Annotated in this window: 22 protein-coding genes; 18 read left to right on the plus strand and 4 right to left on the minus strand. The window is 66.1% G+C overall.

All coding sequences use genetic code 11. The annotated features are described in order from the left end of the window. Positions 1-8: 8 nt before the first annotated feature. Complete coding sequence (locus SM191_RS14120) at positions 9-1,535, minus strand: acyl-CoA carboxylase subunit beta (protein WP_341506753.1); 1,527 nt, start codon at positions 1,533-1,535, stop codon at positions 9-11. A 2-nt stretch (positions 1,536-1,537) separates the two neighbouring features. Further along, entirely contained in the window at positions 1,538-2,953 is a 1,416-nt protein-coding gene (locus tag SM191_RS14125; RefSeq protein ID WP_341506778.1) for an aldehyde dehydrogenase family protein, read from the minus strand. A gap of 208 nt (positions 2,954-3,161) precedes the next feature. Between SM191_RS14125 and SM191_RS14130 the strand changes: the two genes are divergently transcribed. From SM191_RS14130 to SM191_RS14150, 5 genes are read left to right on the plus strand one after another with little or no spacing between them, the layout of a single operon-like run. Then, positions 3,162-5,444: a TonB-dependent receptor gene (locus SM191_RS14130; protein WP_341506754.1), complete on the plus strand. Its 2,283-nt coding sequence runs from the start codon at positions 3,162-3,164 to the stop codon at positions 5,442-5,444. 1 nt (position 5,445) lies between these two features. Beyond that, the gene (locus tag SM191_RS14135) at positions 5,446-6,675 is read left to right on the plus strand and encodes a cytochrome P450 (RefSeq protein WP_341506755.1); all 1,230 of its coding nucleotides are present in this window, start codon (positions 5,446-5,448) and stop codon (positions 6,673-6,675) included. A gap of 12 nt (positions 6,676-6,687) precedes the next feature. Continuing rightward, complete coding sequence (locus SM191_RS14140; protein ID WP_341506756.1) at positions 6,688-7,548, plus strand: AraC family transcriptional regulator; 861 nt, start codon at positions 6,688-6,690, stop codon at positions 7,546-7,548. A gap of 9 nt (positions 7,549-7,557) precedes the next feature. Then, complete coding sequence (locus tag SM191_RS14145; protein WP_341506757.1) at positions 7,558-8,664, plus strand: NAD(P)-dependent alcohol dehydrogenase; 1,107 nt, start codon at positions 7,558-7,560, stop codon at positions 8,662-8,664. After that, on the plus strand, positions 8,661-9,893 hold the full coding sequence (locus SM191_RS14150; protein ID WP_341506758.1) for an NAD(P)/FAD-dependent oxidoreductase: 1,233 nt from the start codon (positions 8,661-8,663) through the stop codon (positions 9,891-9,893). Before SM191_RS14145 ends, SM191_RS14150 begins: the two co-directional genes overlap by 4 nt. Here the strand turns inward: SM191_RS14150 and SM191_RS14155 are convergent. Beyond that, positions 9,885-11,408 carry an acyl-CoA synthetase gene (locus SM191_RS14155; RefSeq protein WP_341506759.1) on the minus strand — a complete coding sequence of 508 codons (1,524 nt, stop codon included), beginning with the start codon at positions 11,406-11,408 and terminating at the stop codon, positions 9,885-9,887. The genes SM191_RS14150 and SM191_RS14155 overlap by 9 nt on opposite strands. Before the next feature lie 174 nt (positions 11,409-11,582). On the opposite strand from SM191_RS14155, the gene SM191_RS14160 reads away from it, so the two are divergent. From SM191_RS14160 to SM191_RS14220, 13 genes are read left to right on the plus strand one after another with little or no spacing between them, the layout of a single operon-like run. Further along, positions 11,583-12,725 carry an acyl-CoA dehydrogenase family protein gene (locus SM191_RS14160; RefSeq protein ID WP_341506760.1) on the plus strand — a complete coding sequence of 381 codons (1,143 nt, stop codon included), beginning with the start codon at positions 11,583-11,585 and terminating at the stop codon, positions 12,723-12,725. Then, a complete protein-coding gene (locus tag SM191_RS14165; protein ID WP_341506779.1) occupies positions 12,715-13,899 on the plus strand; it encodes an acetyl-CoA C-acyltransferase in 1,185 nt (394 codons plus the stop codon). The genes SM191_RS14160 and SM191_RS14165 overlap by 11 nt, the downstream gene beginning before the upstream one ends. Positions 13,900-13,918: 19 nt before the next feature. Beyond that, positions 13,919-14,680: an SDR family NAD(P)-dependent oxidoreductase gene (locus SM191_RS14170; RefSeq protein WP_341506761.1), complete on the plus strand. Its 762-nt coding sequence runs from the start codon at positions 13,919-13,921 to the stop codon at positions 14,678-14,680. Beyond that, a complete protein-coding gene (locus SM191_RS14175) occupies positions 14,677-15,855 on the plus strand; it encodes an acyl-CoA dehydrogenase family protein (protein WP_341506762.1) in 1,179 nt (392 codons plus the stop codon). Before SM191_RS14170 ends, SM191_RS14175 begins: the two co-directional genes overlap by 4 nt. After that, positions 15,852-16,628, plus strand: a complete 777-nt coding sequence (locus SM191_RS14180; RefSeq protein ID WP_341506763.1) for an enoyl-CoA hydratase-related protein — start codon at positions 15,852-15,854, stop codon at positions 16,626-16,628. The genes SM191_RS14175 and SM191_RS14180 overlap by 4 nt, the downstream gene beginning before the upstream one ends. Positions 16,629-16,630: 2 nt before the next feature. Beyond that, positions 16,631-17,701: a phosphotransferase family protein gene (locus SM191_RS14185; RefSeq protein WP_341506764.1), complete on the plus strand. Its 1,071-nt coding sequence runs from the start codon at positions 16,631-16,633 to the stop codon at positions 17,699-17,701. Further along, complete coding sequence (locus SM191_RS14190) at positions 17,692-18,480, plus strand: enoyl-CoA hydratase/isomerase family protein (RefSeq protein ID WP_445949863.1); 789 nt, start codon at positions 17,692-17,694, stop codon at positions 18,478-18,480. Before SM191_RS14185 ends, SM191_RS14190 begins: the two co-directional genes overlap by 10 nt. 1 nt (position 18,481) lies before the next feature. After that, positions 18,482-19,642 (plus strand): acetyl-CoA C-acetyltransferase, encoded by a 1,161-nt coding sequence (locus SM191_RS14195; protein ID WP_341506765.1) that lies wholly within the window; start codon positions 18,482-18,484, stop codon positions 19,640-19,642. After that, positions 19,642-20,631, plus strand: a complete 990-nt coding sequence (locus tag SM191_RS14200) for an NAD(P)H-dependent flavin oxidoreductase (protein ID WP_341506766.1) — start codon at positions 19,642-19,644, stop codon at positions 20,629-20,631. Before SM191_RS14195 ends, SM191_RS14200 begins: the two co-directional genes overlap by 1 nt. After that, a complete protein-coding gene (locus SM191_RS14205) occupies positions 20,631-20,945 on the plus strand; it encodes a 2Fe-2S iron-sulfur cluster-binding protein (protein WP_341506767.1) in 315 nt (104 codons plus the stop codon). The genes SM191_RS14200 and SM191_RS14205 overlap by 1 nt, the downstream gene beginning before the upstream one ends. Then, positions 20,945-22,078 carry a CaiB/BaiF CoA transferase family protein gene (locus SM191_RS14210; RefSeq protein ID WP_341506768.1) on the plus strand — a complete coding sequence of 378 codons (1,134 nt, stop codon included), beginning with the start codon at positions 20,945-20,947 and terminating at the stop codon, positions 22,076-22,078. The genes SM191_RS14205 and SM191_RS14210 overlap by 1 nt, the downstream gene beginning before the upstream one ends. Then, a complete protein-coding gene (locus SM191_RS14215; protein ID WP_341506769.1) occupies positions 22,062-22,499 on the plus strand; it encodes a GFA family protein in 438 nt (145 codons plus the stop codon). Before SM191_RS14210 ends, SM191_RS14215 begins: the two co-directional genes overlap by 17 nt. Next, entirely contained in the window at positions 22,496-23,266 is a 771-nt protein-coding gene (locus SM191_RS14220; RefSeq protein WP_341506770.1) for an SDR family NAD(P)-dependent oxidoreductase, read from the plus strand. The genes SM191_RS14215 and SM191_RS14220 overlap by 4 nt, the downstream gene beginning before the upstream one ends. A gap of 258 nt (positions 23,267-23,524) precedes the next feature. Here SM191_RS14220 and SM191_RS14225 read toward each other — a convergent pair whose 3' ends face one another. After that, positions 23,525-23,701, minus strand: coding sequence for a hypothetical protein (locus SM191_RS14225; RefSeq protein ID WP_341506771.1), 177 nt, complete (start codon positions 23,699-23,701; stop codon positions 23,525-23,527). Between the last annotated feature and the right edge of the window lie 28 nt (positions 23,702-23,729).

Consider the following 23,729-nt stretch of genomic DNA (forward strand, 5'->3'; position numbering starts at 1 on the left):
ATCCCTACTCACAGCGGAATATTGTCATGCTTCTTCCACGGATTCTCCAGCGCCTTGCCCCGTAGCTTCCGCAGACCCAGCGCGATCCGGCGGCGGGTGGAGTGCGGCTGGATCACCTCGTCGATGAAGCCCTTGCTCGCCGCCACAAACGGGTTGGCGAAGCGCGCCTCATATTCCGCCGTCCGCTCGGCGATCTCTTCCGGGGTTCTCCCGCGAAAGATGATCTCCACTGCGCCCTTGGTGCCCATGACCGCGATCTCGGCGGTCGGCCACGCGTAGTTCAGATCGCCGCGTAAGTGCTTGGACGCCATCACGTCATAGGCCCCGCCGTAAGCCTTTCGCGTGATGACGGTGATCTTGGGCACCGTCGCCTCGGCATAGGCGAAGAGCAGTTTGGCGCCATGCTTGATGATGCCGTTATGCTCCTGCGCGGTGCCGGGCAGGAAGCCGGGCACGTCGACAAAGGTCACGATCGGGATCTCGAACGCGTCGCAGAAGCGGACGAACCGCGCCGCCTTCTTTGAAGAATTGATGTCGAGCACGCCCGCCAGCACCATCGGCTGGTTGGCGACGAAGCCGACCGTGCGCCCCTCGATCCGGCCGAAGCCGGTGATGATGTTGGCCCCGTGCGCAGGCTGCACCTCGAAGAAATCGCCTTCGTCGACGACCTTCGACAGCAGCTCGTGCATGTCATAGGGCTGGTTGGCGCTGGCCGGGATCAGCGTGTCGAGGCTTTCCTCGATACGGTCCCAGGCGTCGGCCGTCGGCCGCTCGGGCACGCCCTCGCGGTTGTTGGCGGGCAGGAAGTCGATGAAGTCGCGCGCCGCTAAGAGCGCCTCGATATCGTCCTCGAACGCCACGTCCGCAACGCCGGTCTTCGTCGTGTGCGTCACCGCGCCGCCCAGCGCCTCCTGCGTGACGACCTCGTTGGTCACCGTCTTCACCACATCGGGGCCGGTGACGAACATGTAGCTCGCATCCTTCACCATGAAGATGAAGTCGGTCATGGCGGGCGAGTACACCGCGCCGCCCGCGCACGGCCCCATGATGAGGGACAGTTGCGGAACGACACCGCTCGCCAGCACATTGCGCTGGAACACCTCGGCATAGCCGCCCAGCGAGGCGACGCCCTCCTGGATGCGGGCGCCGCCCGAATCATTCAAGCCGATCACCGGCGCGCCGACCTTCATCGCCATGTCCATGATCTTGCAGATCTTCTGCGCATGGCGCTCGGACAGCGAGCCGCCGAACACGGTGAAGTCCTGGCTGAACACGAAGACCAGCCGCCCGTTGATCGTGCCCGAACCGGTCACCACGCCGTCGCCGGGCACCACCTGCTCGGTCATGCCGAAGTCCACGCAGTTATGTTCGACGAACATGTCGAGTTCCTCGAAGCTGCCCTCGTCCAGCAGCACGTCGAGCCGCTCGCGCGCGGTCAGCTTGCCCTTGGCGTGCTGCGCGGCGATGCGCTTCTCGCCGCCACCGGTACGCGCGGCGGCGCGGCGGCGTTCCAGTTCGACCGAGTTCGAGCCCATCGTCAGCGCCGCCGGGTGATGGTCTGGGCGTTGGTATATTCCATCAGTCCCTCGGTCCCGCCTTCGACACCCAGCCCCGATTGCTTCATGCCGCCGAAGGCGGCGAGGGGGGTAAGGTGCTGCGTTTCGTTGATCCAGACGGTGCCGCTGACGATCCTCGCGGCGAGGTCCATCGCGGCGTCGGGATCGCCGGTCCAGATCGAGGCACCCAGGCCATATTCGCTGGCATTCACCCGCTCGATCACCTCGTCTACCTCGTCGAACTTCAGGAGGGGGAGGATGGGGCCGAACTGTTCTTCCTGGACGATGCGGCTGTTCTCGGGCGGGTTGTCGAGGATCGTGATGGGGACGAAATATCCGGGTGTCTCCGCCGCCTCGCCGCCGAGCAGGAAGTCATAGCCCTTGGTCCGCGCGTCGCGGATCAGGTCGAGCACCCGCTCATATTGCAGGCGGTTGTTGATCGGGCCCAGCCGCACGCCCTGCTGCGCGCCGTCACCGACCTGCACCGTCCTGGCATAGGCGACCAGCGCGTCTTTCAGCGGTTCGTAGACGTCGCGGTGGACATACATGCGCTTGGTCGCGATGCAGATCTGGCCGTTATTGGCGAAGGCTGCCCAAAAGAGTTGCTCAGCCAGCGCCTCGACATTCGCATCCGGCAGGACGATGGCGGCGTCGTTGCCGCCCAATTCCAGCGTGACCCGCTTCAGCGTCGCCGAGGCGCTCTGCATCACCCGCCGCCCGGTCGCGGTCGATCCGGTGAAGCTGACCTTGTCGATACCGGGATGCTCGGTCAGCCAGGGGCCAAGCTGGTCGCCGCCGGTCACGACGTTGAGGACGCCGGGCGGCAGGATGGTCGCGGCCAGCTCACCGAATTTCAGCGTCGTCAGCGGTGTGAAGGGGGAGGGCTTCAGCACCATCGTATTGCCCGCCAGCAATGCCGGACCGACCTTGAACATCGCCAGCACCATCGGGAAGTTCCACGGCGCGATCGCGCCCACGACACCGATCGGCACCCGCCGCGTCTCGCTATAGCGATCGGCGCTATCCTCATTGACCGTCACCGGCAGGTCGAGCGTCGCCGCCCCCTTCAGCCAGAGCCCGGCGCCCATCACCTCGTTGAAGGCATCGCCATGCGGCTTGCCCTGTTCTGCTGTCAGCAGGCGCTTGAAGTCCTCGACATGGGCGATCACCGCGTCGCCCAGCTGGTCGATCAGCGCGCGACGCCGGGCGATGGGGGTAGCGACCCAGCCGGGAAAGGCGGCGCGGGCGGCGGCCACGGCAGCGTCGAGATGGTCGGGGCCCGCGTCCGGCGCCTGGGCCAGCACCTGCTCGGTCGCGGGGTTGAGCACGTCGAACAGGCTGTCCGAGGCCACCGGCTTGCCGCCGATCGTCATGTGGAACGACGTATCGAAGTCCATCTCGCTCTCCATCTCCGGCGGTCCCGTCGGTCGCGGTCCGCTCTGTCTGTGCAATGGGCGCTATCAGATCATGCGCAAGGAACGCAGGACCCCCGCAAGAAATGTCAAAAAGCGCGACAGGTCCATGCAAAGCCGCCTGACCGGACCTGATCTACACATGATCCAGCAAGAGGCCGTCACAGAGTCTCTGCAAAAATAGGAGAGGGCTATGAGGGCCAGGATCAGCGCGGCGCTGTTCGCCAGCGCGGCAATCGTGTTCCCGTTCGCGGCACAGGCGCAAAGCGTCGACGCAGGGCAGCAGAGCGCGCCACCGACCACCGAGGCAACGTCGACCACCACCGCTTCGCAGGATACTGCATCGTCGGGGGACATCATCGTGACCGCGCAGCGGCGCGCCCAGTCGATCCTGACCGTTCCCATCGCCATCTCAGCGATCGGTGGCGATGCGCTGGTGACGAAGGGCATCACCAACTCGGCCAATCTGGCGGTCGCGGTGCCCAATCTTCAGGTCAGCAGTCCTTATGGACAGACCCAACCCAATTTTTCGCTGCGCGGCATCAGCGTCGCCAACGAATACAACTCCAACCAGGCGTCGCCGATCGGCGTCTATATCGACGACGTCTATCTCGCCAGCCGCACTGCGCATGGCATGGGCCTGTTCGATCTCGACCGGGTCGAGGTGTTGCGCGGGCCGCAGGGCACCTTGTTCGGCCGCAACACCACGGGCGGCGCGATCAACTTCATCACCAAGGGGCCGAGCCTCCACGGCAATGAAGGCTATGCCGAGGCGGGATACGGCAATTTCAACACCTTCACCGCGCAAGCCGCGGTCGAGGCGACGATGGTCGAGGACCAGCTGGGCGTGCGCATCGCGGGCAATTATGCCAAGGGCGATGGCCAGATCCGCAACGTCTATCCCGGCGGGCGCGACGGCAATTCACAGGATACGTTGCAGGGACGCGCTTCGCTTCGCATCCGGCCCGGCGATGGTCCGCTCGACATCAAGCTGAAGGTCTATGGCGGGCGAGATCAGGGCGCGCAGGCGGCGATCCATGGGTTGGGCGCGTTCCGCACCGGCCTGGGCTTTTTCGAGACGAACGAGAACCGGATCGGGCTGAACCGGACCGAGGCGTATGGCGGGTCCGCGACCATCGCCTATGACGTGTCGCCGACCGTGGTCTTCACCTCGATCACCTCGCGCGATGGCGGCAAGCAGAATCTCCAGCAGGCGGCCGACGGATCGCCGCTCGACATCCTCGACATCAACTGGCGGTCGAGCTTCCAGCAGTTCAGCGAGGAGGCGCGGTTCAACTATAACGGCACCCGGCTGAAGCTGGTCGGCGGCGGCTTTTATGGCTGGGACGAGGTGATCACCGACAACCGCTTCAATATCGGCCAGGCGATCGCGCCGACGGTGAATGGCGGCTTCTTCCAGCATTATCGCCAGGTACGCCGGTCCTATGCCGTGTTCGCGCAGGGCGATTACGACCTGACCGAGCGGCTGAGCCTGACGCTGGGCGCGCGCTATACCTGGGACCGCAGCCAGTATCGCGACGGCTACGCCTATCTGTTCGCGGGCAATATCGGCGGGCCGGACCTGCCGCTGGCGACCACTGTGCCCTGTTCGGGAGCACCCGGCACCTGCCCGTACAACCCCAATGCGCGGTTCGCACTGGACGGGCGCAACAATGCGCTGACCGGGCGGGTGTCGCTGAACTACACCTTCGAGGGCGGTACGCTGGTCTATGCCAGCTACAATCGCGGCTATCGCTCGGGCGCGTTCAATGGCGGTGGCTATACCTCGTCGGCGGGCATCAACTATATCGCGCCGGAGCGGGTCAATGCCTATGAAGTCGGGCTGAAGGGGCGGTACTTTGATAATGCGCTAACCCTGACCATGTCGGGCTTCTATTACGACTATATCAACCAGCAGGTGCAGGATACTCGGCCGGGGCCCGTGTCCTTCCTGGTCAATGCGCCCAAGGCCGAGGTCTACGGTGTCGAGGGCGAGGCGCGGTGGCGTCTGACCCCGGCGGTGACCGTGAATGCGTCGGCGGGTTATCTCCATGCGACCTACAAGGAACTGACCCTCCAAAATACCCGGCTAGACGGCAACGACCTGCCCTTCGCGCCACGTTTCACCGCGCAGGGCGGGGTGGACCTGACGCTGTTCCGCAACGGCAATGACGGGCTGACTGTCTCGCCCAGCGTCGCCTATTTCTCGCGGCAATATTTCTCGCCCTTCAACACGATCAACGTGGCGGGGACCGGGCAGCAGAATAGCGAGTTGCAGCAAAAGGGGTTCGCCAAGGTCAATCTGACCGCCGCGCTGACCACCGGGCGCTTCACCATCAAGGCGTTCGCGACCAACCTGCTGAACGCCAAGACCTATGCTTACGGCCTCGACCTGCGCGGGGCGGGCTTCCCCTACAACTTCCTCGTTCCCGCCGCCCCGCGCACCTTCGGCGGCTCTGTCCGGGTGGCATTCTGACATGGCGACGATCACGACCCCCGACCTGAAGGACCCCGGCCTCTATGAGGCGGGGGTCCCGTATGACCTCTTCGCGGCACTGCGCCGCGACGATCCGGTCCACTGGAACCCGGAACAGGATGGCACGGGCTTCTGGTCCGTGATGCGCCATGCCGATGTCGTCGAGGTGTCGCGCCAGCCTCTGCTGTTCTCCTCTGCGCATGAGAATGGCGGGCATCGCATCTTCAACGAGAATGAAGTCGGGCTGACCGGCGCGGGTGAGTCCGCCATCGGCATCCCCTTCATTTCGCGCGATCCGCCGGTGCATACCCGCTATCGTAAGTTCGTCATGCCCGCCCTGTCTCCGGGGCGGCTGGGCGACATCGAGACGCGTATCCGCGACCGGGCGACGAAGCTGATCGACGCGATCCCGCTCAATGAAGCGGTCAACATCGTGCCGCTGCTCTCCGCGCCGCTGCCGCTGATGACGCTCGCCGAGCTGCTGGGCGTGTCGATCGACCTGTGGCCCAAACTGTATGACTGGACCAACGCATTCGTCGGCGAGGACGACCCCGAGTTCCGCCAGAGCCCCGAGGCGATGGCGGCGACCCTGGGCGAGTTTTTCGCCTTCGGGCAGGAGTTGTTCGAGGCACGGCGGGCCGAGCCGACCTCGGACATCGCCTCGCTGCTCGCCAATGCCGAAATCGACGGGCAGCCGGTGCCGTTCCGCGACTTCATCGGCAACCTGATCCTGGTGCTGGTCGGCGGCAACGAGACGACGCGCAACTCGCTGAGCCACAGCATCGTCGCCCTGTCGCAGAACCCGGACCAGTGGGACATCATCCGCCAGAACCGCGATGTCCTGAAGACCGCGACGCCGGAGATGGTGCGCTATGCCAGCCCGGTCATGCACATGCGCCGGACGGCGATGGAGGACACCACCGTCGGCGGGCAGCGGGTGGCGAAGGGCGACAAGGTCGTGCTCTGGTACATCTCCGCCAATCGTGACGAGACCGTCTTTCCCGAGCCCGACCGCTTCCTCGTCACCCGCAAGGGCGCGCAGCATGTCGGTTTCGGATCGGGACAGCATGTCTGCGTCGGCTCGCGCCTGGCCGAAATGCAGCTGCGCGTCGCGTTCGACATGCTCGCGGATCGTGTTACATCTTTCGAGGTGCAAGCACCGCCGCGACGGTTCCGGTCGAACTTCATCAACGGCCTCAAGAACCTCGACGTCATTCTGCGGGCTGTATGAGGAGAGATGAACGTGGCAGAGCTTTCGCCCAGCAACGAAAAGATCATCGCCAACACGCTTGGCCGCGCGCCGGATCGCAGCGTCAACCTGGGATCGTGGCAATTCGCGCGGTGGCGGCAATTCATCGGCAGCTATGAACTGCCCGCGCTCGTCGATCCCGTCTTCGTCGTCCATGTCGGTGGCAAGCCCGACACCCGGCTGTGGGAAGCCGACCAGTGGAGCCGTTCGCGCTCCATTCCGGGATGCGCCACCATCGTGCCCGCCGGGTGCAGCACGGGCTGGCGGATCGATGGCGAGTTGGACGTCGTCACCGTCTCGGTGCCGATGGACCAGTTGCAGGACCAGCGCGCGGTTGACCGGTTTCGCGAGATGCGCTTCGCCTTTGCCGATCCGCTGGGCATCGCGCTGACCCGGCAAATCCTCAGCGAACTCTATGCCGCGCAGACGGTCGAGCGGACGGCCTATATCGGCACGCTGCTCGACGCCTTGAAGATGCACACGTTGCGCAGCTCGCCGCCGAGCAGCGAGGGGGCGTTTCCCAGCGCCGACTTCTCCGCCTATCGCATCCACCAGATCATGAACGACATTCTCGGCCGCCCCGAGGATGATCATTGCCTGGAGGCGCTGGCGGCGCAGGCCGGGCTGACGCCCTCGCATTTCTGCCGCGTGTTCAAGCGGGCGACGGGCGTCACCCCGCATCAATATGTGATGAAGGCCCGGCTTGATCGCGCCCGCGACCTGCTCGGCCAGTCCGACCTTTCCATCGCGCAGGTGGCGGAGATGACCGGCTTTACCAGCCAGAGCCACTTCACCCGCGCCTTTCGCCAATATGCCGGGGATACGCCCAGCGGTTGGCGCCACACCGTTCAATAGAGGCCCTTCATGCAGACCATTGCCGCCGTCGCCCGTCAGCCTCATGGCGAGTTCACCCTGGAAACGGTCGAGATCGAGGCACCCCGCGAAGGCGAAGTGCGGGTCCGGATCGCAGGCGTGGGACTCTGCCACACCGACCTGATCTTCCGCGACCAGTTCGTCCCCTATCCGCTGCCCGCCGTGCTGGGCCATGAGGGCGCAGGGGTGATCGAGGCGCTGGGGCCGGGTGTCGAAGGGCTGGCGGTCGGCGATGCGGTGGTGCTGGGCTTTTCGAGCTGCGGGCATTGCGCACGCTGCGACGAGCATCTGCCCAGCTATTGCCGCGAATTCCCCGCGCTCAACTATGCGGGCATGCGGCTGGAGGACGGGTCCAAGGCCTATTCCAAGGACGGCGAGGCGATCTCCTCGCATTTCTTCGGCCAGTCGAGCTTCGCTGCACAAGCCATCGTTCGCGCGCGCAACGTCGTGAAGGTTGAGGACCCGGCCGCGCCGCTGGCCATCCTGGGGCCGCTGGGCTGTGGGTTCCAGACCGGGGCGGGGGGCGTGATGCGTTCCATGGCGTGCCATGGGGGGGCGTCCATCGTCATCGTCGGCGGCGGGCCGGTCGGGCTGGCCGCCGTCATGGGCGCGAAGATCCGGGGCTGTACGACGATCATCCTGGTCGAGCCGGTCGAAAAGCGTCGCGACCTCGGCCGCGAGTTGGGCGCGACCCATGTGGTCGACCCGATGGCGGGTGACGTCACGGCCGCTGTCCGCGAGATCGTGGCCGATGGTGTGGACTATGCCTTCGACACCAGCGGGCGGGTCGAGATGATGGAGGCGGTGCTCGCCGCGCTGACCCCACGCGGGATGCTGGGGCTGGTCGGCGTGCCGGGCAAGGCCGATGCCGCGCTGACCATCAACATCGCGGGCATGATCACCTATGGCCAGCGGGTCGTCGGGATCATGGAGGGCGACAGCGATCCGCAGAGCTTCATACCCGAACTGATCGCCGCGCACCGGAACGGGCAATTCCCCTTTGACAGGCTGGTTCAGACCTTCCCGCTGACCGAGATCAACGAAGCGATCGAGGCGCAGAAGCGCGGTGATTGCGTCAAGGTGGTGCTGATCCCGTGAGTGCCGCGCATTATGATGTGCTGATCGTCGGTGGCGGTCATGCAGGCGCGCAGGCGGCGGTGGCGCTTCGGCAGGAGAAGTTCGACGGTTCCATTGCGATCGTGGGCGCTGAACCGCATCCACCCTACGAACGCCCGCCGCTGTCCAAGGACTATCTGTCCGGGGCCAAGCCGTTCGAGCGTATCCTGATCCGGCCCGAGCGTTTCTGGGCGGAGCGGGCGGTGACGCTGCTGCTCGGTGAGACGGTGGTGGCGATCGATCCCGCCGCCCGGTCCGTATCGACCGAAAGCGGTCAGATCATCGGTTACGGCGAACTGATCTGGGCGACCGGCGGCGAGCCCCGGCGTCTGGGCTGTGCGGGCCATGACCTGAAGGGCATTCACGCCGTGCGCACCCGCGCCGATGTCGACCGGCTGCTGGGCGAGTTGGAAACGGCTGATCGGATCGTCGTGATCGGCGGCGGCTATATCGGGCTTGAGGCGTCGGCGGCGCTCACGAAATTCGGCAAGAATGTCACGCTGGTCGAGGCGCAGGACCGGGTGCTCGCGCGCGTCGCGGGCGAAGCTCTGTCGCGCTTCTATGAGGCCGAACACCGGGCGCATGGCGTGACTGTGATGCTGGGCGTCGGCGTGTCCTGCATAGATGGCGAGGATCGGGTGACCGGCGTTCGGCTCGACAGCGGCGAACTGCTACCCGCCGATATGGTAATCGTCGGTATCGGCATTGTCCCCGCCATCGCTCCGCTGGTTGAGGCAGGCGTGGAGGTGGGCAATGGCGTGATCGTCGATGCCCATTGCCGCACCAGCCTGCCCCATGTCCACGCCATCGGAGACTGCGCCGCGCATCCAAACCCTCATGCAGCGGGTGCCGTGATCCGGCTGGAGTCGGTCCAGAACGCCAATGATCAGGCGGTGACGGCGGCGCGCGATATCGTCGGGCGGCCGGTGGCGTATGACGCGGTGCCGTGGTTCTGGTCGAACCAATATGATCTGAAGCTCCAGACCGTCGGCCTGTCTGCGGGACATGACGCGGCTGTGCTGAGAGGCGATCCGGCGACGCGGAGTTTCTCGGTGGTGTATCTGCGCGAGGGGCGGGTGATCGCCATCGACGCGGTGAATGCGATGAAGGACTATGTCCAGGGCCGCGCGCTGGTGCAGGCGGGGGCGGTCATCGCGCCCGACCTCCTTGAGGATACGACGCGACCGCTGAAAGACCTGCTGTCAGCCTGACGCGGCATAGCGGTCGCGCAGCAGCCGCTTGAACAGCTTGCCGGTCGGTTCGCGGGGCAGCTCGTCTAGAAACGCGAACCGGCGCGGCGTCTTCACCCCGCCCAGTTCGCGCCGGGCGAACGCCTGCAATTCATCGGCCAGCGCGGCGTCGCCGGCAATCCCGGCGGCGGGCTGGACGATGGCCATCACGGTCTCGCCCATTTCCTCGCAGGGCACCCCGATCACCGCCGCATCGGCGACCTTGGGATGGGTAACGAGCAGGTTTTCGATCTCCTGCGGATAGATGTTCACCCCGCCCGAGATAATCATGAAACTCTTGCGATCGGACAGGAACAGATAGCCGTCCTCGTCCACCCGCCCAATATCGCCCAGGGTGGCCCAGCCTTGCGCATTGTGCGCCTGGGCAGTCTTGGCGGGATCGTTGAGATAGGAAAAGGCCGGGCCGTCGCTGAAGAAGACATTCCCCGTCTCGCCCGGCGCCAGTTCGCCGCCATCGTCGTCCAATATGTGCAACTGGCCCAGCACCGCGCGCCCGACTGAGCCGGGGCGCTGGAGCCATTCCTCGCTGCTTAGCGCGGTGATGCCGCAGCATTCGGTGCCCGAATAATATTCGTGCACGATGGGGCCGAGCCAGTCGATCATCGCCCGCTTGACCGGCACCGGACAGGGTGCGGCGGCATGGATCACGGCGTGCAGCGAGGACAGGTCATGGCCCAGTCTTTCGGCATCGGGCAGCTTGAGCATCCGCACGAAATGCGTCGGCACGAAGGTCGCGTGGGTGACGCGGTAGCGTTCGATCAGCGCCAGCGCCATCTGGGGCTCGAAACGCTCCATGACGACGACCGTGCCGCCCAGCTGTTGCGCCGCCATCGCCCAGCGCAAGGGGGCAGCGTGGTAGAGCGGCGAGCTGGACAGATAGACCATGTCCGGCCCCATACCGTACAGCGCCTGGCCCATCTTCATCAGCGACGTCGGCGCGTCAATCGGCCCGGTGGGCAGTGGCGGCATCACGCCCTTGGGACGCCCGGTGGTGCCCGAGGAATAGAGCAGGTCGGTGCCCGCGCTCTCGTCCGCGATCGGCGTTGCGGCATGGCCGTTGGCGGCAAAGTTCCAGTCGGCGAACCGGGCATCCGATCCCGTCCAGCGATAGGTCAGCAGCGTCGGCATGTCCGCCACCGCTTCGCGCGCCAGATCGGCATAGGCGGGAGATACGACCAGCAACTTTGCGCCGGAGTCACGCAGGATATAGGCCATGTCGCGCGCGCTCAACTTGCACGAGATCGCGGTCTGGTAGAGCCCCGAGCGCTGCGCCGCCCAGCCCAGGATGAACGCCTCCGGCGCATTGGCGAAGACGGTTGCGACGACGTCACCGCGCTTCAGCCCTAGGGCGCGAAGCAGGTGCGCGCTCCGGTTCGACGCAGTGTCGAGTTCGGCAAAGCGGATAGTTGAGCCGGTCCCGCCCATGATGATGGCGGGCTTGTCGGGATGGCGTGCGGCATGGTTCGCCGGATGCATCGGGCCTCTCCTTTTATCTTATGTCCGTTGCGAACCACGGTCGCTGGCCACCCGGCAACGGGGGCGCAAGAAATGTGAAAAAGCACGGCGATGTGGGGCAAAGCCTGTGGCGGCATTGTCGGCTATCCATGGGGCAACAGGCATCCCGGCAAACGGGAGCATGGGAGAGGCCCTTTGGTACTGACCGACGATCAGGTCGCGATCCGCGACGCCGTCCGTGACTTCGCGCAGGAGCGCATCCGCCCCCAAGCCGCGGCGTTCGAAGCGGCGGGCGGCTATCCGCCTGAGTTGTTCCGCGAACTGGGCGATATGGGCCTGATGGGCATGACCGTACCCGCCGAACTGGGCGGGGCGGGGGCGGATTACGTGTCCTATGCGCTGGCCCTGATCGAACTGGCCGCCGCGGACGGTGCGTTGTCGACCATCGTGTCGATCCAGAATTCGATCATGGTCAACGGCCTGATCGCCTTTGGCTCCCCCGCGCAGCGCGACCGCTGGCTGCCCGATCTGGTCAGCGGCGCAGCGATCGGGGCCTTTGCGTTGACCGAGGCCGATGCCGGGTCCGACGCCGCAGCCATCCGCACGCGGGCGCAGCGGACGGAGGATGGCTGGCGGATCGACGGGGCCAAGCAGTTCATCACCTCAGGGAAGATCGCCTCGGTCGCGATGGTCATTGCGGTCACCGACCCGGCGGCGGGACGCAAGGGCATGTCGGCCTTTCTGGTGCCCACCGACGCGCCCGGCTACGGCGTCGACAAGGTGGAGCACAAGCTGGGGCAGGGGGCGTCCGACACTTGCGGCCTGCGCTTTCAGGATTGCCGGGTTGGCGCCGACGCGCTGTTCGGTGAGGAAGGGCGTGGCTATGCCATGGCGCTCGCTAATCTGGAGTCCGGGCGGATCGGCATCGCGGCCCAGTCGGTCGGCATGGCGCAGGGCGCGCTGGACATCGCTATCACCTATGCGCGCGACCGTCAGAGTTTCGGCAAGCCGATCATCGAGCATCAGGCGGTCGGCTTCCGCCTGGCCGACCTCGCCACCCGACTGGAAGCGGCGCGGCAGATGGTACTGCATGCCGCCGCACTGAAGGATGCGGGGCGTCCGGCCTTACAGGCGGCGTCGATGGCCAAGCTCTTCGCTTCCGAAACCGCCGAAGCGGTGGTGTCGGGAGCGATCCAGACGCTGGGCGGCTATGGCTATCTGGAAGAATTCGGACTCGCCAAGATCTACCGCGATGTCCGCGTCTGCCAGATTTACGAGGGTACGTCCGACATCCAGCGGATGGTGATCGCTCGTGGCCTGGGAGAGCATCATGGCTGATCCGATCGTCATTCTCGGCAGTGCCCGGACGCCGATGGGCGGGTTTCAGGGCGCGTTCGCCACGCTGAACGCGGTCGATCTGGGCGCGGTCGCCGTCGCGGCGGCGGTCGAGCGGGCCGGGGTCGCCGGGGAACGCGTTGAGCGCATCACCATGGGCTGCGTCCTCCCCGCCGGTCTGGGACAGGCCCCCGCGCGACAGGCGGCGCTGAAAGCTGGGCTGCCGCCATCGGTCGAAGCCACGACGATCAACAAGATGTGCGGATCGGGGATGCAGGCGGTCATCATGGCGGCCGAGGCGCTCGCCGCCGGATCGGCGCGGATCATCGTCGCGGGCGGGATGGAGAGCATGACCGGCGCGCCCTTCCTGCTGCCCAAACATCGCGGCGGCGCACGGATCGGCCATAACCGGGTGATCGACTCGATGATGATGGACGGGCTGGAGGATGCCTATGATCGCGGCAAGCCGATGGGGGCCTTTGCCGAGGACTCCGCGCGCACCTATGGCCTGACCCGCGCGGCGCAGGATGGCTATGCGCTGGAAAGCCTGGCGCGGGCGCAAGCGGCGATCGAGCAGGGCGCGTTCGCCGGGGAAATTGCGGCCGTTCCCGTGACCGGCCGTGGAGGTACGGTGCTGGTCGACCGTGACGAGCAACCGGGCAAGGCGCGCCCCGACAAGATACCCGGTCTGCGCCCCGCTTTCGCAGCCGACGGGACGATCACGGCGGCCAGCTCCGCCTCCATTTCGGACGGAGCGGCGGCGCTGGTTCTGGCGCAGCTCAGCGTGGCGGAGGCCGAAGGGCTGACCCCGCAGGCACGCATCGTCGCCACCGCCGCCCATGCGCACGCGCCTGCCCTGTTTACCACCGCGCCGGTCTTCGCGATCCGTAAGGTGCTGGAGCGGGCGAACTGGAGCGTCGCCGATGTCGACCTGTTCGAGGTCAACGAAGCCTTTGCCGCCGTCGCGATGATCGCAATGCAGGACCTGAACATCCCGCGCGACCGGATGAACGTCAACGGCGGTGCGACCGCGCTCGGCCATCCGATCGGGGCGAGCGGCGCGCGGATCATCGTCACGCTGGTCGCGGCGCTGCGAGCACGGGGGTTGCGGCGCGGTGTGGCGGCTTTGTGTATCGGCGGCGGCGAGGCGACCGCCATCGCCATCGAACTCATCTGATACGGAAAGGGACAGGGTCATGGACATCCAAGGCGTAGCCGCCATCGTCACGGGAGGCGCATCGGGGCTGGGCGGCGGTACGGCCGAGCGGCTGGCCCGCACGGGTGCGAAGGTCACCATCTTCGATCTGAACGCCGATCTCGGCACGGCACTGGCCCGGCAGATCGGTGGGCATTTCGTGCGGGTCGATGTGACCGACGAAACCGCCGTCGCCGCCGCGATCCAGGAGGCCGAAGGGCTGCACGGCAAGGCGCGCATCCTGGTCAACTGCGCCGGGATCGGTCCTCCCGCCAAGGTCATCGACCGCGAAGGCCAGCCGCTGCCGCTCGCCGCCTTCTCGAAGATCGTGACGATCAACCTGATCGGCACCTTCAACGTGCTGTCCAAATTCGCCGCCTCGCTGCACGCCGCCGATCCGCTGGGTGAGGAGCGTGGGGTGGTCATCAACACCGCCTCGGTCGCGGCCTATGACGGGCAGATCGGGCAGGCGGCCTATTCGGCGTCCAAGGGCGGCGTGGTCGGCATGACCCTGCCCATCGCGCGCGAACTGGCCCGCTATGGCATTCGCGTGATGACCATCGCGCCGGGCATCTTCATGACCCCGCTGCTGGCCACGTTACCGCAGGAGGCGCAGGACTCGCTGGGCGCGCAGGTGCCCTTCCCCTCGCGGCTCGGCCAGCCGGATGAGTTCGCGCAGCTGGTCGAGGCGATCGTCACCAACCCGATGCTGAACGGCGAGACGATCCGCATCGACGGGGCGATCCGGATGGCCCCGCGATGAGCCCGACCGGCCCCGCCCCCTCCCAGCGGGCCGAGACGATCGGCGCGGCGGTGGCTGCGTTCGTGCGCGAAGTGGTCGTGCCCTATGAGCAGGATCCGAGACGCGACGCCCACGGCCCCTCCGACGAACTGGTCACCGAGATGCGCGCAAAGGCACGCGCTGCGGGCGTACTGACACCTCATATTCTGGGCAATGGCAAGCATCTGACCCAGCGCGAAACCGCCTATGTGCTGCGCCAGTCGGGGCTGTCGCCGCTGGGGCCGCTGGCGGTCAACACCGCCGCGCCCGACGAGGGCAATATGTATCTGCTCGGCAAGGTGGGCAGCGCAGAGCAGAAGCGCCGCTTCCTGGACCCGCTGGTCCGGGGCGAAGCGCGCTCGGCCTTTTTCATGACCGAACCGGCAGGTGAGGGCGGAGCGGGTTCCGACCCGTCGATGATGAAGACGAGCGCCGTACTCGACGGCAATCATTGGGTCGTCAACGGGCGCAAGGCGTTCATCACCGGCGCGCAAGGAGCGCAGGTCGGGATCGTCATGGCGAAGTCGGATGATGGCGCCTGCATGTTCCTGGTCGACCTGCCCGACCCGGCAATCACCGTCGAGCGGGTGCTGGACACGATCGACAGCTCGATGCCCGGCGGCCATGCGGTGGTGCGCATCGACAATCTCCGCATCCCCGCCGACCAGATGTTGGGGCAGAGCGGAGAAGGCTTCAAATACGCCCAGATCCGTCTCGCGCCCGCCCGCCTGTCACACTGTATGCGCTGGTTGGGGGCGTGCCTGCGCGCCAACGAGATCGCCACCGACTATGCCTGTCGCCGCGAGGCGTTCGGCAAGACGATCATCGACCATGAGGGCGTCGGCTTCATGCTGGCGGAGAACCGGATCGACCTGAAACAGGCCGAACTGATGATCGACTGGTGCGCTGGCGTGCTGGATGCGGGCGAGAGCGGCGGCGCGGAAAGCTCCATGGCCAAGGTCGCGGTGTCGGAGGCGCTGATGCGCGTCGCCGACCGCTGCGTCCAGGTGATGGGCGGGACGGGCGTCACCGGCGACACCATCGTCGAGCAGGTGTTCCGCGAGATTCGCGCTTTCCGAATCTATGACGGGCCGACCGAGGTCCACAAATGGAGCCTCGCCAAGGCAATCAAGCGGGATTGGAGAGCCGCACAGTGACCTATCAATACATCACCGTCGCCCGCGAAGACCGGCTGACCATCGTGACGATCAACCGGCCCGAGGCGTACAATGCGCTCAATGCGGAGGCGCATCGCGAACTGGCCGACGTCTTCGACACCTTTGCCACCGATCCCGATCAATGGGTCTCGATCGTCACCGGGGCGGGCAACAAGGCGTTTTGCGCCGGGCACGACTTGAAGCAGCAGGCGTCCGGCGGCGGCATGGTCGTGCCCCCGACCGGCTTTGCCGGGCTTACCGGGCGGTTCGACATGACAAAGCCGGTGATTGCGGCGGTCAATGGCGTCGCAATGGGTGGCGGGTTCGAGACGGCTCTGGCCTGCGACATCATCGTTGCCAGCACGCGGGCGGTCTTCGCGCTGCCCGAACCCAGAGTCGGCCTGGCGGCGCTGGCGGGCGGGTTGCAGCGTCTGCCGCGTGTCGTCGGGCTGAAGCACGCCATGGGCATGATGCTGACCGGCCGCCGCGTGAGTGCGGAGGAAGGCGTGCGGCTGGGCTTCGTCAACGAGGTGGTGGAGGGCGACGTGCTTGCCGCCGCCCGGCGCTGGGCCGAGCAGATTTTGGCGTGCAGCCCGATGGCGATCCGCGCCACCAAGGACGCCGTGCTGCGCGGTCTGGACGCGCCGGTCGAGAGCGCGCTGAAGGCCGGTTGGGAGTATCCGGCGATGAAGGCGATGCTCGCCTCGGAGGACGCCATAGAGGGGCCCGCCGCCTTCGCCGAGAAGCGCGCGCCCGTCTGGCAGGGGCGCTGACCATGGCGACCGCTGTCGATCAGGCCGCCAATGCCGGGACCACCCCGGTCCGCGAGGCGCATCGCTTCGACGAGGCGGCGCTGGCGGCGTGGATGGCGCAGGCCATTCCCGGTTTCACCGGCCCCCTGACCGTCGAGCAGTTCAAGGGCGGCCAGTCCAACCCGACCTATCGGCTGTCGACCCCGGATACCCGCTATGTCCTGCGCCGCAAGCCGCCGGGCCCTTTGGCCAAGGGTGCGCATGACGTGCTGCGCGAGGCGCGAATCCTGACCGCTCTGGCCGACACGCCGGTGCCGGTGGCCCGCGTCCATGGCGTCTGTTCGGACGAAAGCGTCATCGGCACGCCCTTTTTCGTGATGGAGATGGTCGAGGGGCGCATCTTCTGGGACGCGGCCTTTGCCGAGATCGCGCGGGCCGATCGCCCGGCCTATTTCGACGCAATGAACGCGACGATCGCGGCGCTCCACCGGATCGACCCGGAGGCGGTCGGGCTGGGCGATTACGGGCGGCCTGGCAACTATTTCGCGCGGCAGATTGCGCGTTGGTCCGGGCAATATCTGGACGATGCCGATGCCGGGCGGAACGAGGACATGGACGCGCTGGTCGCCTGGCTGCCCGAGCATATCCCGGCGGGGGACGAAAGCCGGATCGTCCATGGCGATTTCCGCTGCGACAACCTGATCTTCCACCCCCATGAGCCGCGTGTCCTGGCGGTGCTCGACTGGGAGCTGTCGACGCTCGGCCATCCGCTGGCGGACTTCGCCTATCATGCGATGATGTACCGGATGCCGCCCGATATCGTCGCCGGGCTGGGCGGGGCGGATGTCGCGGCGCTCGGGCTGCCGAGCGAGCAGGACTATGTCGCGGCCTATTGCGCGCGGACCGGGCGCGACGGGATCGCGGATTATGAATTTTACCTCGCGTTCAACTTCTTTCGCATCGCGGCGATCTTCCATGGGATCAAGGGACGGGTGATCCGGGGCAATGCGGCCTCCGCCCATGCCCGCGAACGCGCGGCGAGTTTTCCGCGCCTCGCACGACTGGCCCGTGAAGCGATGGAGGCATGTCGATGAACAATGTGCTGGTCCGCAAGGAGGGGGGAGCCGCCTGGCTGACGCTCAACCGGCCCGAAGCGGGCAATGCGGTCAACCCGGCGATGGCGCGTGAACTGGCCGAGGCCGCGCGGAACGTGGCGGAGGATCCGACGATACGCTGCGTCGTGTTGACCGGCGCGGGACGGCTGTTCTGCGTCGGCGGCGATGTGGCCGCGATGGCGGCGGCGGGTAGCGAGGCGGGGCCCTTCCTACGCGATCTGGCCGATACGCTGCACGGTGCGATCGTCACCCTGACCGGGATGGTCAAGCCGCTGGTCGTGCTGGTCAATGGCCCGGCGGCGGGGGCGGGATTGAGCCTGGGCATATTGGGCGATGTCGTGCTCGCGGCCCGCTCGGCGCATTTCACCGCCGCCTATACCGGCGTGGGGCTCAGCCCCGATGGTGGCATGAGCTGGCTGCTGCCGCGCCTTGTCGGGCTTCGCCGGGCGCAGGCTATCATCCTGACCAACGAGCGGATCGGTGCCGAGCAGGCCGAGCGGATCGGCATGGTCACGCACATGGTCGAGGACGCCGATCTGCCAAGCGAGGCCGAAGCGGTGGTCGCGCGCCTGATCGCCGCGCCGACCGCTGCCTTGGGTGCCGCGCGCCGCCTGCTGATCGACGGTGCGACCGCGTCCTTACGCGATCATCTCGACCATGAGGCCCGGACCATCGCCCATGCCGGAGCCCAGGCCGAAGCGCGCGAGGGGATCGTCGCCTTTATCGAACGCCGCAAACCCGACTTTGAAGGAGCCTGACATGGCCGATGCCTATATCGTAGACGCCGTTCGCACCGCGGGGGGCCGCCGCAACGGGCGCTTGTCCGGCGTCCATCCGGCCGATCTCGCCGCTTATGTCCTAAACGCGCTGGTCGACCGCAACGACCTGGACCCGGCGGCGATCGACGACGTGATCATGGGCTGCGTCACCCAGGCGGGTGAGCAGGCCTTCGCCTTTGCCCGCAACGCCGTGCTCGCGTCGAAACTGCCCGACAGCGTGCCTGCCGTCACCATCGACCGGCAATGCGGATCGTCGCAGCAGGCGGTGCAATTCGCCGCGCAGGCGGTCATGTCGGGCACGCAGGACGTGGTGATCGCAGCGGGCACCGAGAGCATGAGCCGGGTGCCGATGTTTTCCAACCTCAGCTTTCACCAGCGCGAAGGCATCGGCATCGGCCCGGTCAGCCCCAGCATCGCCGAACGCTTCGGCGTCAAGGAATTCAGCCAGTTTGCCGGGGCCGAGATGATGGCGCGCAAATATGGCTTCGACCGCGAGGCGCTCGATCGTTTCGCGCTGGAGAGCCACCGTCGCGCCGCCGCCGCTACCGAGGCAGGGGGCTTTGCCGACGAGATCGTCCCGGTGCTGGTCGATGGCGAACCGCATGTCCGTGACGAGGGCATCCGCTATGACGCGACACTGGAGAGCATCGGCGCGGTCAAGCTGCTTCAGGAAGGCGGCATGATCTCGGCGGCCAATGCCAGCCAGATTTGCGACGGCGCGAGCGGCGTGCTGGTCGTCAGCGAGCGGGCGTTGAAGGCGCACAACCTCACCCCGATCGCCCGGATCGTCGACATGACGGTGACCGCGGGCGACCCGGTCATCATGCTGGAGGAGCCGCTGTTTGCGACCGACAAGGCGTTGAAGAAGAGCGGGCTGTCGATCGACGAGATCGACCTGTACGAGGTGAACGAGGCCTTCGCCCCCGTGCCACTGGCGTGGCTGAAGCATGTCGGTGGTGATCCAGCGAAGCTGAACGTCAACGGCGGCGCGATCGCGCTCGGCCATCCGCTCGGCGCGAGCGGCACCAAGCTGATGGCGACGCTGATCCACGCACTGCGCGCACGGGGCAAGCGTTATGGCCTTCAGACCATGTGTGAGGGCGGCGGCATCGCCAACGTCACCATCGTGGAGGCGCTGTGATGGCGCTCGCGACGCGTGTCACCCGGATGCTGGGTATCGCGCATCCCATCGTCCAGGGCGGCATGATGTGGGTCGGCCGCGCCGAGCTGGCCTCGGCGGTGTCCAATGCGGGCGGGCTGGGGATGCTGACCGCGCTGACCCAGCCGACGCCCGACGACCTGCGCCGCGAGATCGAGCGGTGCCGGGGGATGACCGACAAGCCGTTCGGCGTGAACCTGACCATTCTCCCCTCGGTAACGCCGCCGCCCTATGCCGAGTACCGCCGCGCGATCATCGACAGCGGGGTGACGATCGTCGAGACGGCGGGCCACAAGCCCCAGGAGCATGTCGAGGACTTCAAGGCACACAGCATCACCGTCATCCACAAATGCACCGCCGTGCGCCATGCGCTGTCGGCCGAGGGGATGGGTGTCGACATCATCTCGATCGATGGGTTCGAGTGCGCGGGACATCCCGGGGAGGACGATATTCCGGGCCTGGTCCTGATCCCCGCCGCCGCCGACAAGGTGACGATCCCCATGCTGGCGAGCGGCGGTTTTGCGGATGGCCGGGGATTGGTAGCCGCCCTAGCGCTCGGGGCGGAGGGCATCAATATGGGCACCCGCTTCTGTGCGACGGTCGAGGCCCCAATCCATGATGCGGTCAAGCAACTGATCGTCGCCAACGACGAGCGCGCGACCAACCTGATCTTCCGCCGCTTCCACAATACCGGACGGGTGGCCAAGACCAGCGTATCGGATCAGGTGGTGGAAATTTCCGCGCGACCCGAAGCCGTGTTCGAGGATATCCGGCCGCTGGTGTCCGGCGCCAAGGGCCGGACGGCCTTGGAAACCGGCGATCTGGACGCGGGTCTGGTCTGGGCCGGGCAGGTGCAGGGGCTGATCCATGACGTGCCGACTTGTCGCCAGCTGATCGAGCGGATCGTCGGCGATGCGCAAAATCTGATCGCGGAGCGCTTGTCGGGCTTCATCACGCAGGGAGCGGCGTAATGGCAACGATCGAGGTCATTACCCGTGAGGGCGACCGTATCGAGGTCGAGGGCACTGCCGATGTTAGTGTCATGGAAGCGATCCGCGAGGCCGGTGTCGATGAACTGCTGGCGATGTGCGGCGGATGCTGTTCCTGTGCGACCTGCCATGTCTATGTCGAGGCAGGGGGAGAGGAGTCGCCGCCGCCCGGTTCCGACGAAGATGATCTGCTCGACAGCAGCGCCCATCGCACCGACCGATCCCGTCTCGCCTGTCAACTTGCGGTCCGCGATATGGGCATGAATTGTCGCATACGGATCGCACCCGAGGATTGATGGTGGGCACGATCTCATCTGCCGCGTCCGGCGGGGCCTTGGCCGGACTGCGGGTCGTGGAGTTCGCCAGCATCGGCCCCGGTCCGCATTGTGCCATGCTGTTGGCCGATCATGGCGCGGATGTCCTGCGGATCGACCGGCCCGGCGGGAATGGCTGGCCCAATCCTGTCATGGATCGTGGCCGGGCGACCATCACGCTCGATCTAACGACGCCGGAAGGCCAGTCCGAGGCGTTGGCGATCGTCGATCTGGCCGACGTCGTGATCGAAGGATTTCGGCCCGGCGTGATGGAGCGTCTGAACCTCGGGCCCTCGATACTGATGGAGCGTAACCCGCGGCTGGTATATGGTCGGATGACGGGCTGGGGGCAGGATGGCCCGCTGGCCCGCTCGGCGGGTCATGACATCACCTATCTGGCATTGACCGGAGCGCTGGCCGCTATCGGTCGCCCGGGAGAACCGGCGGTGCCGCCCCTCAACCTGGTCGGCGATTTCGGCGGTGGGTCGATGTTCCTGCTATTCGGCATCATGCTGGCGTTGGTGGAGCGCGAACGATCGGGGCATGGACAGGTCGTGGATGCGGCCATCCTCGATGGGGTTGCGTCGATGCTCTCGATGTTCAGTGGCACGCAACCTGCCAGCCCGCTGTCTTTGGACAGGACGGAGAATGTCTTGGGCGGCGTCGCCCCATATTATCGATGCTATCTGTGTGCGGATGGCCGCGAGATTGCGATCGGAGCGATCGAACCGCAATTCTGGCGGATCGTCTGTAGCCGCCTCAATGCGCCGGCCTTCGTCTCACAGGAGCGTTCAGCCTGGGCCCAGACGACGGCGTGGTTGGAAGCAGAGTTCGCCACCCGTCCCGCAGCGCATTGGGCGGCACTGTTCGACGGCAGCGATGCCTGTGTCGTTCCCGTGCTAACACTGGCCGAAGCTCAGAGCCATCCGCATAACCGGCACCGCGGTCTCTACGGCGTTGAAGACGGTATGTTGCAACCCGTCCCCGCCCCACGCCTCGATCGTACGCCTGGACGGATCGGCGCGGCGAAGGATGTCGCGGCGATGCTTGCCGGGTGGCGGACTATTCCTTCCCCTCTCGCATGGGAGATGCTGCGCCATGACGAAACCCGTTGAAGCGCTGGAAAGCAGTGGTGGATGCTTGTGCGGTGCGGTTCGCTATAAGATTTCGACGGAACCGCTAATGGTCGCGATCTGCCACTGCCGTCACTGCCAGCGTCAGTCGGGCAGCGCCTTCTCTGTCGTTGGGGTCCTATCCAACGATGCCTATCACCAGCAGGGCGAGACAAAGGTTTTTCGCGACACTGGCGATACCGGCCTTGTGGTGAACCGACATTTCTGCGGGCGCTGCGGGTCGCCTATCGTTTCGGTGGCAGATGCCTTTCCGGGCGTCACGATCGTCAAGGCCGGGACGCTCGATCAGCCCGATCAATGGGTTCCTACTCAGGAGGCCTATTGCGCCAGCGCGCTGCCATGGCTGGGCGAATCCTTTACACGACAATGTTTCGACCGATCGAATGTGGGAGATCAGATATGATCCGGCTTGATGGCAAGATTGCTCTGGTGACCGGGGCCGCATCCGGCATCGGCCATGAAATCGCACGAAGTTTCGCAACTCTGGGGGCGATCTTAGAGGCCAGCGACCTCAATGAGGAAGGCTTGAAGGGCACCGCGGGGGACTTCGGGCCAGACGCCGCATTGCATCGACATGACGTTGGTGACGAAGCAGACTGGCAACGCGTCATGGATGATATCCGATCGCGACACGGGCGGCTCGACGTGCTGGTGAACTGCGCGGGTATCATGCTGTCCCGGAACTTCGTCAATGCGCCTGTGGCCTGGCTTCATCGGCAACAGCGGGTCAATGTCGATAGCGTCTATATCGGTATGCACGCCGCGATACCGCTGATGAAGGCTAGCGGCGGTTCGATCATCAACATCGCCTCGGTCTACGGCAAAGTCGGCGGCGAGCGTTATGCCGCCTACTCCGCGACAAAGGGCGCGGTGCGGGCACTTAGCAAGGCGGTGGCCGCCGAACTTGCGGCCTCAGGTGTACGGGTGAACTGCGTACTGCCGGGACCCGTCGCGACCAATTTGGGGGCAAGCTGGGACCCGCCGACTGATGCAGAGGGACGCCCGCTTAGCCCGGAAGAGGCCCTAGCATCGTGGACCCGTCTGATCCCGCTGGGGCGGCTAGGCCAAGCGACAGACATCGCGCCATTGGTCGCATATCTTGCCAGCGACCTTAGCGCATTCGTCACGGGAGCCGAGTTCGTCGCGGATGGCGGATATACGGCGGTGTAATATACCCCAACAAAAATTGCCCTTTCTCTCAGGGGTTGGGGTTTCCGACAAATCTCGCGCGGTTCAGGGCAAGTGACCCTCTACTTACCATGCCACATCACTACAAGCGCTTAACTCGGCTTCTTTCCGGACGTGACCAAATGCCGCTTCCTCTACTGCCTGCCGCAGATTGGCAAGGGAACGCAAAAGACGCTTGAGACCAGCAAAGATGCGGTATGGCGACTGTGTCACTGATGTTGTGGCCGCCACACCTTTGGGTCAAGGAGCCAGGAAGCGACGTTCAATCCGGGCGATCGGCTCGTCGCTACCGTCCGGGTAAATCGAGACCCCATGGTCGATCGGGATCGGGTCGGTGATGAAGTCGATCTCAAAGGGACGCCCGTCGCCGAGGGTCAGCGTTGTAACGCCACACTCCGTCACGGCATGGAGGACCACGGCCGTGCCGGCTACCAACAGGCTGCTG

This window comes from Sphingomonas sp. 2378 (assembly GCF_038084995.1).
Taxonomy (GTDB): Bacteria; Pseudomonadota; Alphaproteobacteria; order Sphingomonadales; family Sphingomonadaceae; genus Sphingomonas.

Excerpts from the sequence above, each read along its gene's own strand:
- SM191_RS14120 (WP_341506753.1), bottom strand. The coding sequence starts at position 1,535 with ATGGGCTCGAACTCGGTCGAACTGGAACGCCGCCGCGCCGCCGCGCGT.
- SM191_RS14125 (WP_341506778.1), bottom strand. The coding sequence starts at position 2,953 with ATGGACTTCGATACGTCGTTCCACATGACGATCGGCGGCAAGCCGGTG.
- SM191_RS14130 (WP_341506754.1), top strand. The coding sequence starts at position 3,162 with ATGAGGGCCAGGATCAGCGCGGCGCTGTTCGCCAGCGCGGCAATCGTG.
- SM191_RS14135 (WP_341506755.1), top strand. The coding sequence starts at position 5,446 with ATGGCGACGATCACGACCCCCGACCTGAAGGACCCCGGCCTCTATGAG.
- SM191_RS14145 (WP_341506757.1), top strand. The coding sequence starts at position 7,558 with ATGCAGACCATTGCCGCCGTCGCCCGTCAGCCTCATGGCGAGTTCACC.
- SM191_RS14155 (WP_341506759.1), bottom strand. The coding sequence starts at position 11,408 with ATGCATCCGGCGAACCATGCCGCACGCCATCCCGACAAGCCCGCCATC.
- SM191_RS14170 (WP_341506761.1), top strand. The coding sequence starts at position 13,919 with ATGGACATCCAAGGCGTAGCCGCCATCGTCACGGGAGGCGCATCGGGG.
- SM191_RS14175 (WP_341506762.1), top strand. The coding sequence starts at position 14,677 with ATGAGCCCGACCGGCCCCGCCCCCTCCCAGCGGGCCGAGACGATCGGC.
- SM191_RS14185 (WP_341506764.1), top strand. The coding sequence starts at position 16,631 with ATGGCGACCGCTGTCGATCAGGCCGCCAATGCCGGGACCACCCCGGTC.
- SM191_RS14190 (WP_445949863.1), top strand. The coding sequence starts at position 17,692 with ATGTCGATGAACAATGTGCTGGTCCGCAAGGAGGGGGGAGCCGCCTGG.
- SM191_RS14195 (WP_341506765.1), top strand. The coding sequence starts at position 18,482 with ATGGCCGATGCCTATATCGTAGACGCCGTTCGCACCGCGGGGGGCCGC.
- SM191_RS14200 (WP_341506766.1), top strand. The coding sequence starts at position 19,642 with ATGGCGCTCGCGACGCGTGTCACCCGGATGCTGGGTATCGCGCATCCC.
- SM191_RS14205 (WP_341506767.1), top strand. The coding sequence starts at position 20,631 with ATGGCAACGATCGAGGTCATTACCCGTGAGGGCGACCGTATCGAGGTC.
- SM191_RS14210 (WP_341506768.1), top strand. The coding sequence starts at position 20,945 with ATGGTGGGCACGATCTCATCTGCCGCGTCCGGCGGGGCCTTGGCCGGA.
- SM191_RS14215 (WP_341506769.1), top strand. The coding sequence starts at position 22,062 with ATGACGAAACCCGTTGAAGCGCTGGAAAGCAGTGGTGGATGCTTGTGC.
- SM191_RS14220 (WP_341506770.1), top strand. The coding sequence starts at position 22,496 with ATGATCCGGCTTGATGGCAAGATTGCTCTGGTGACCGGGGCCGCATCC.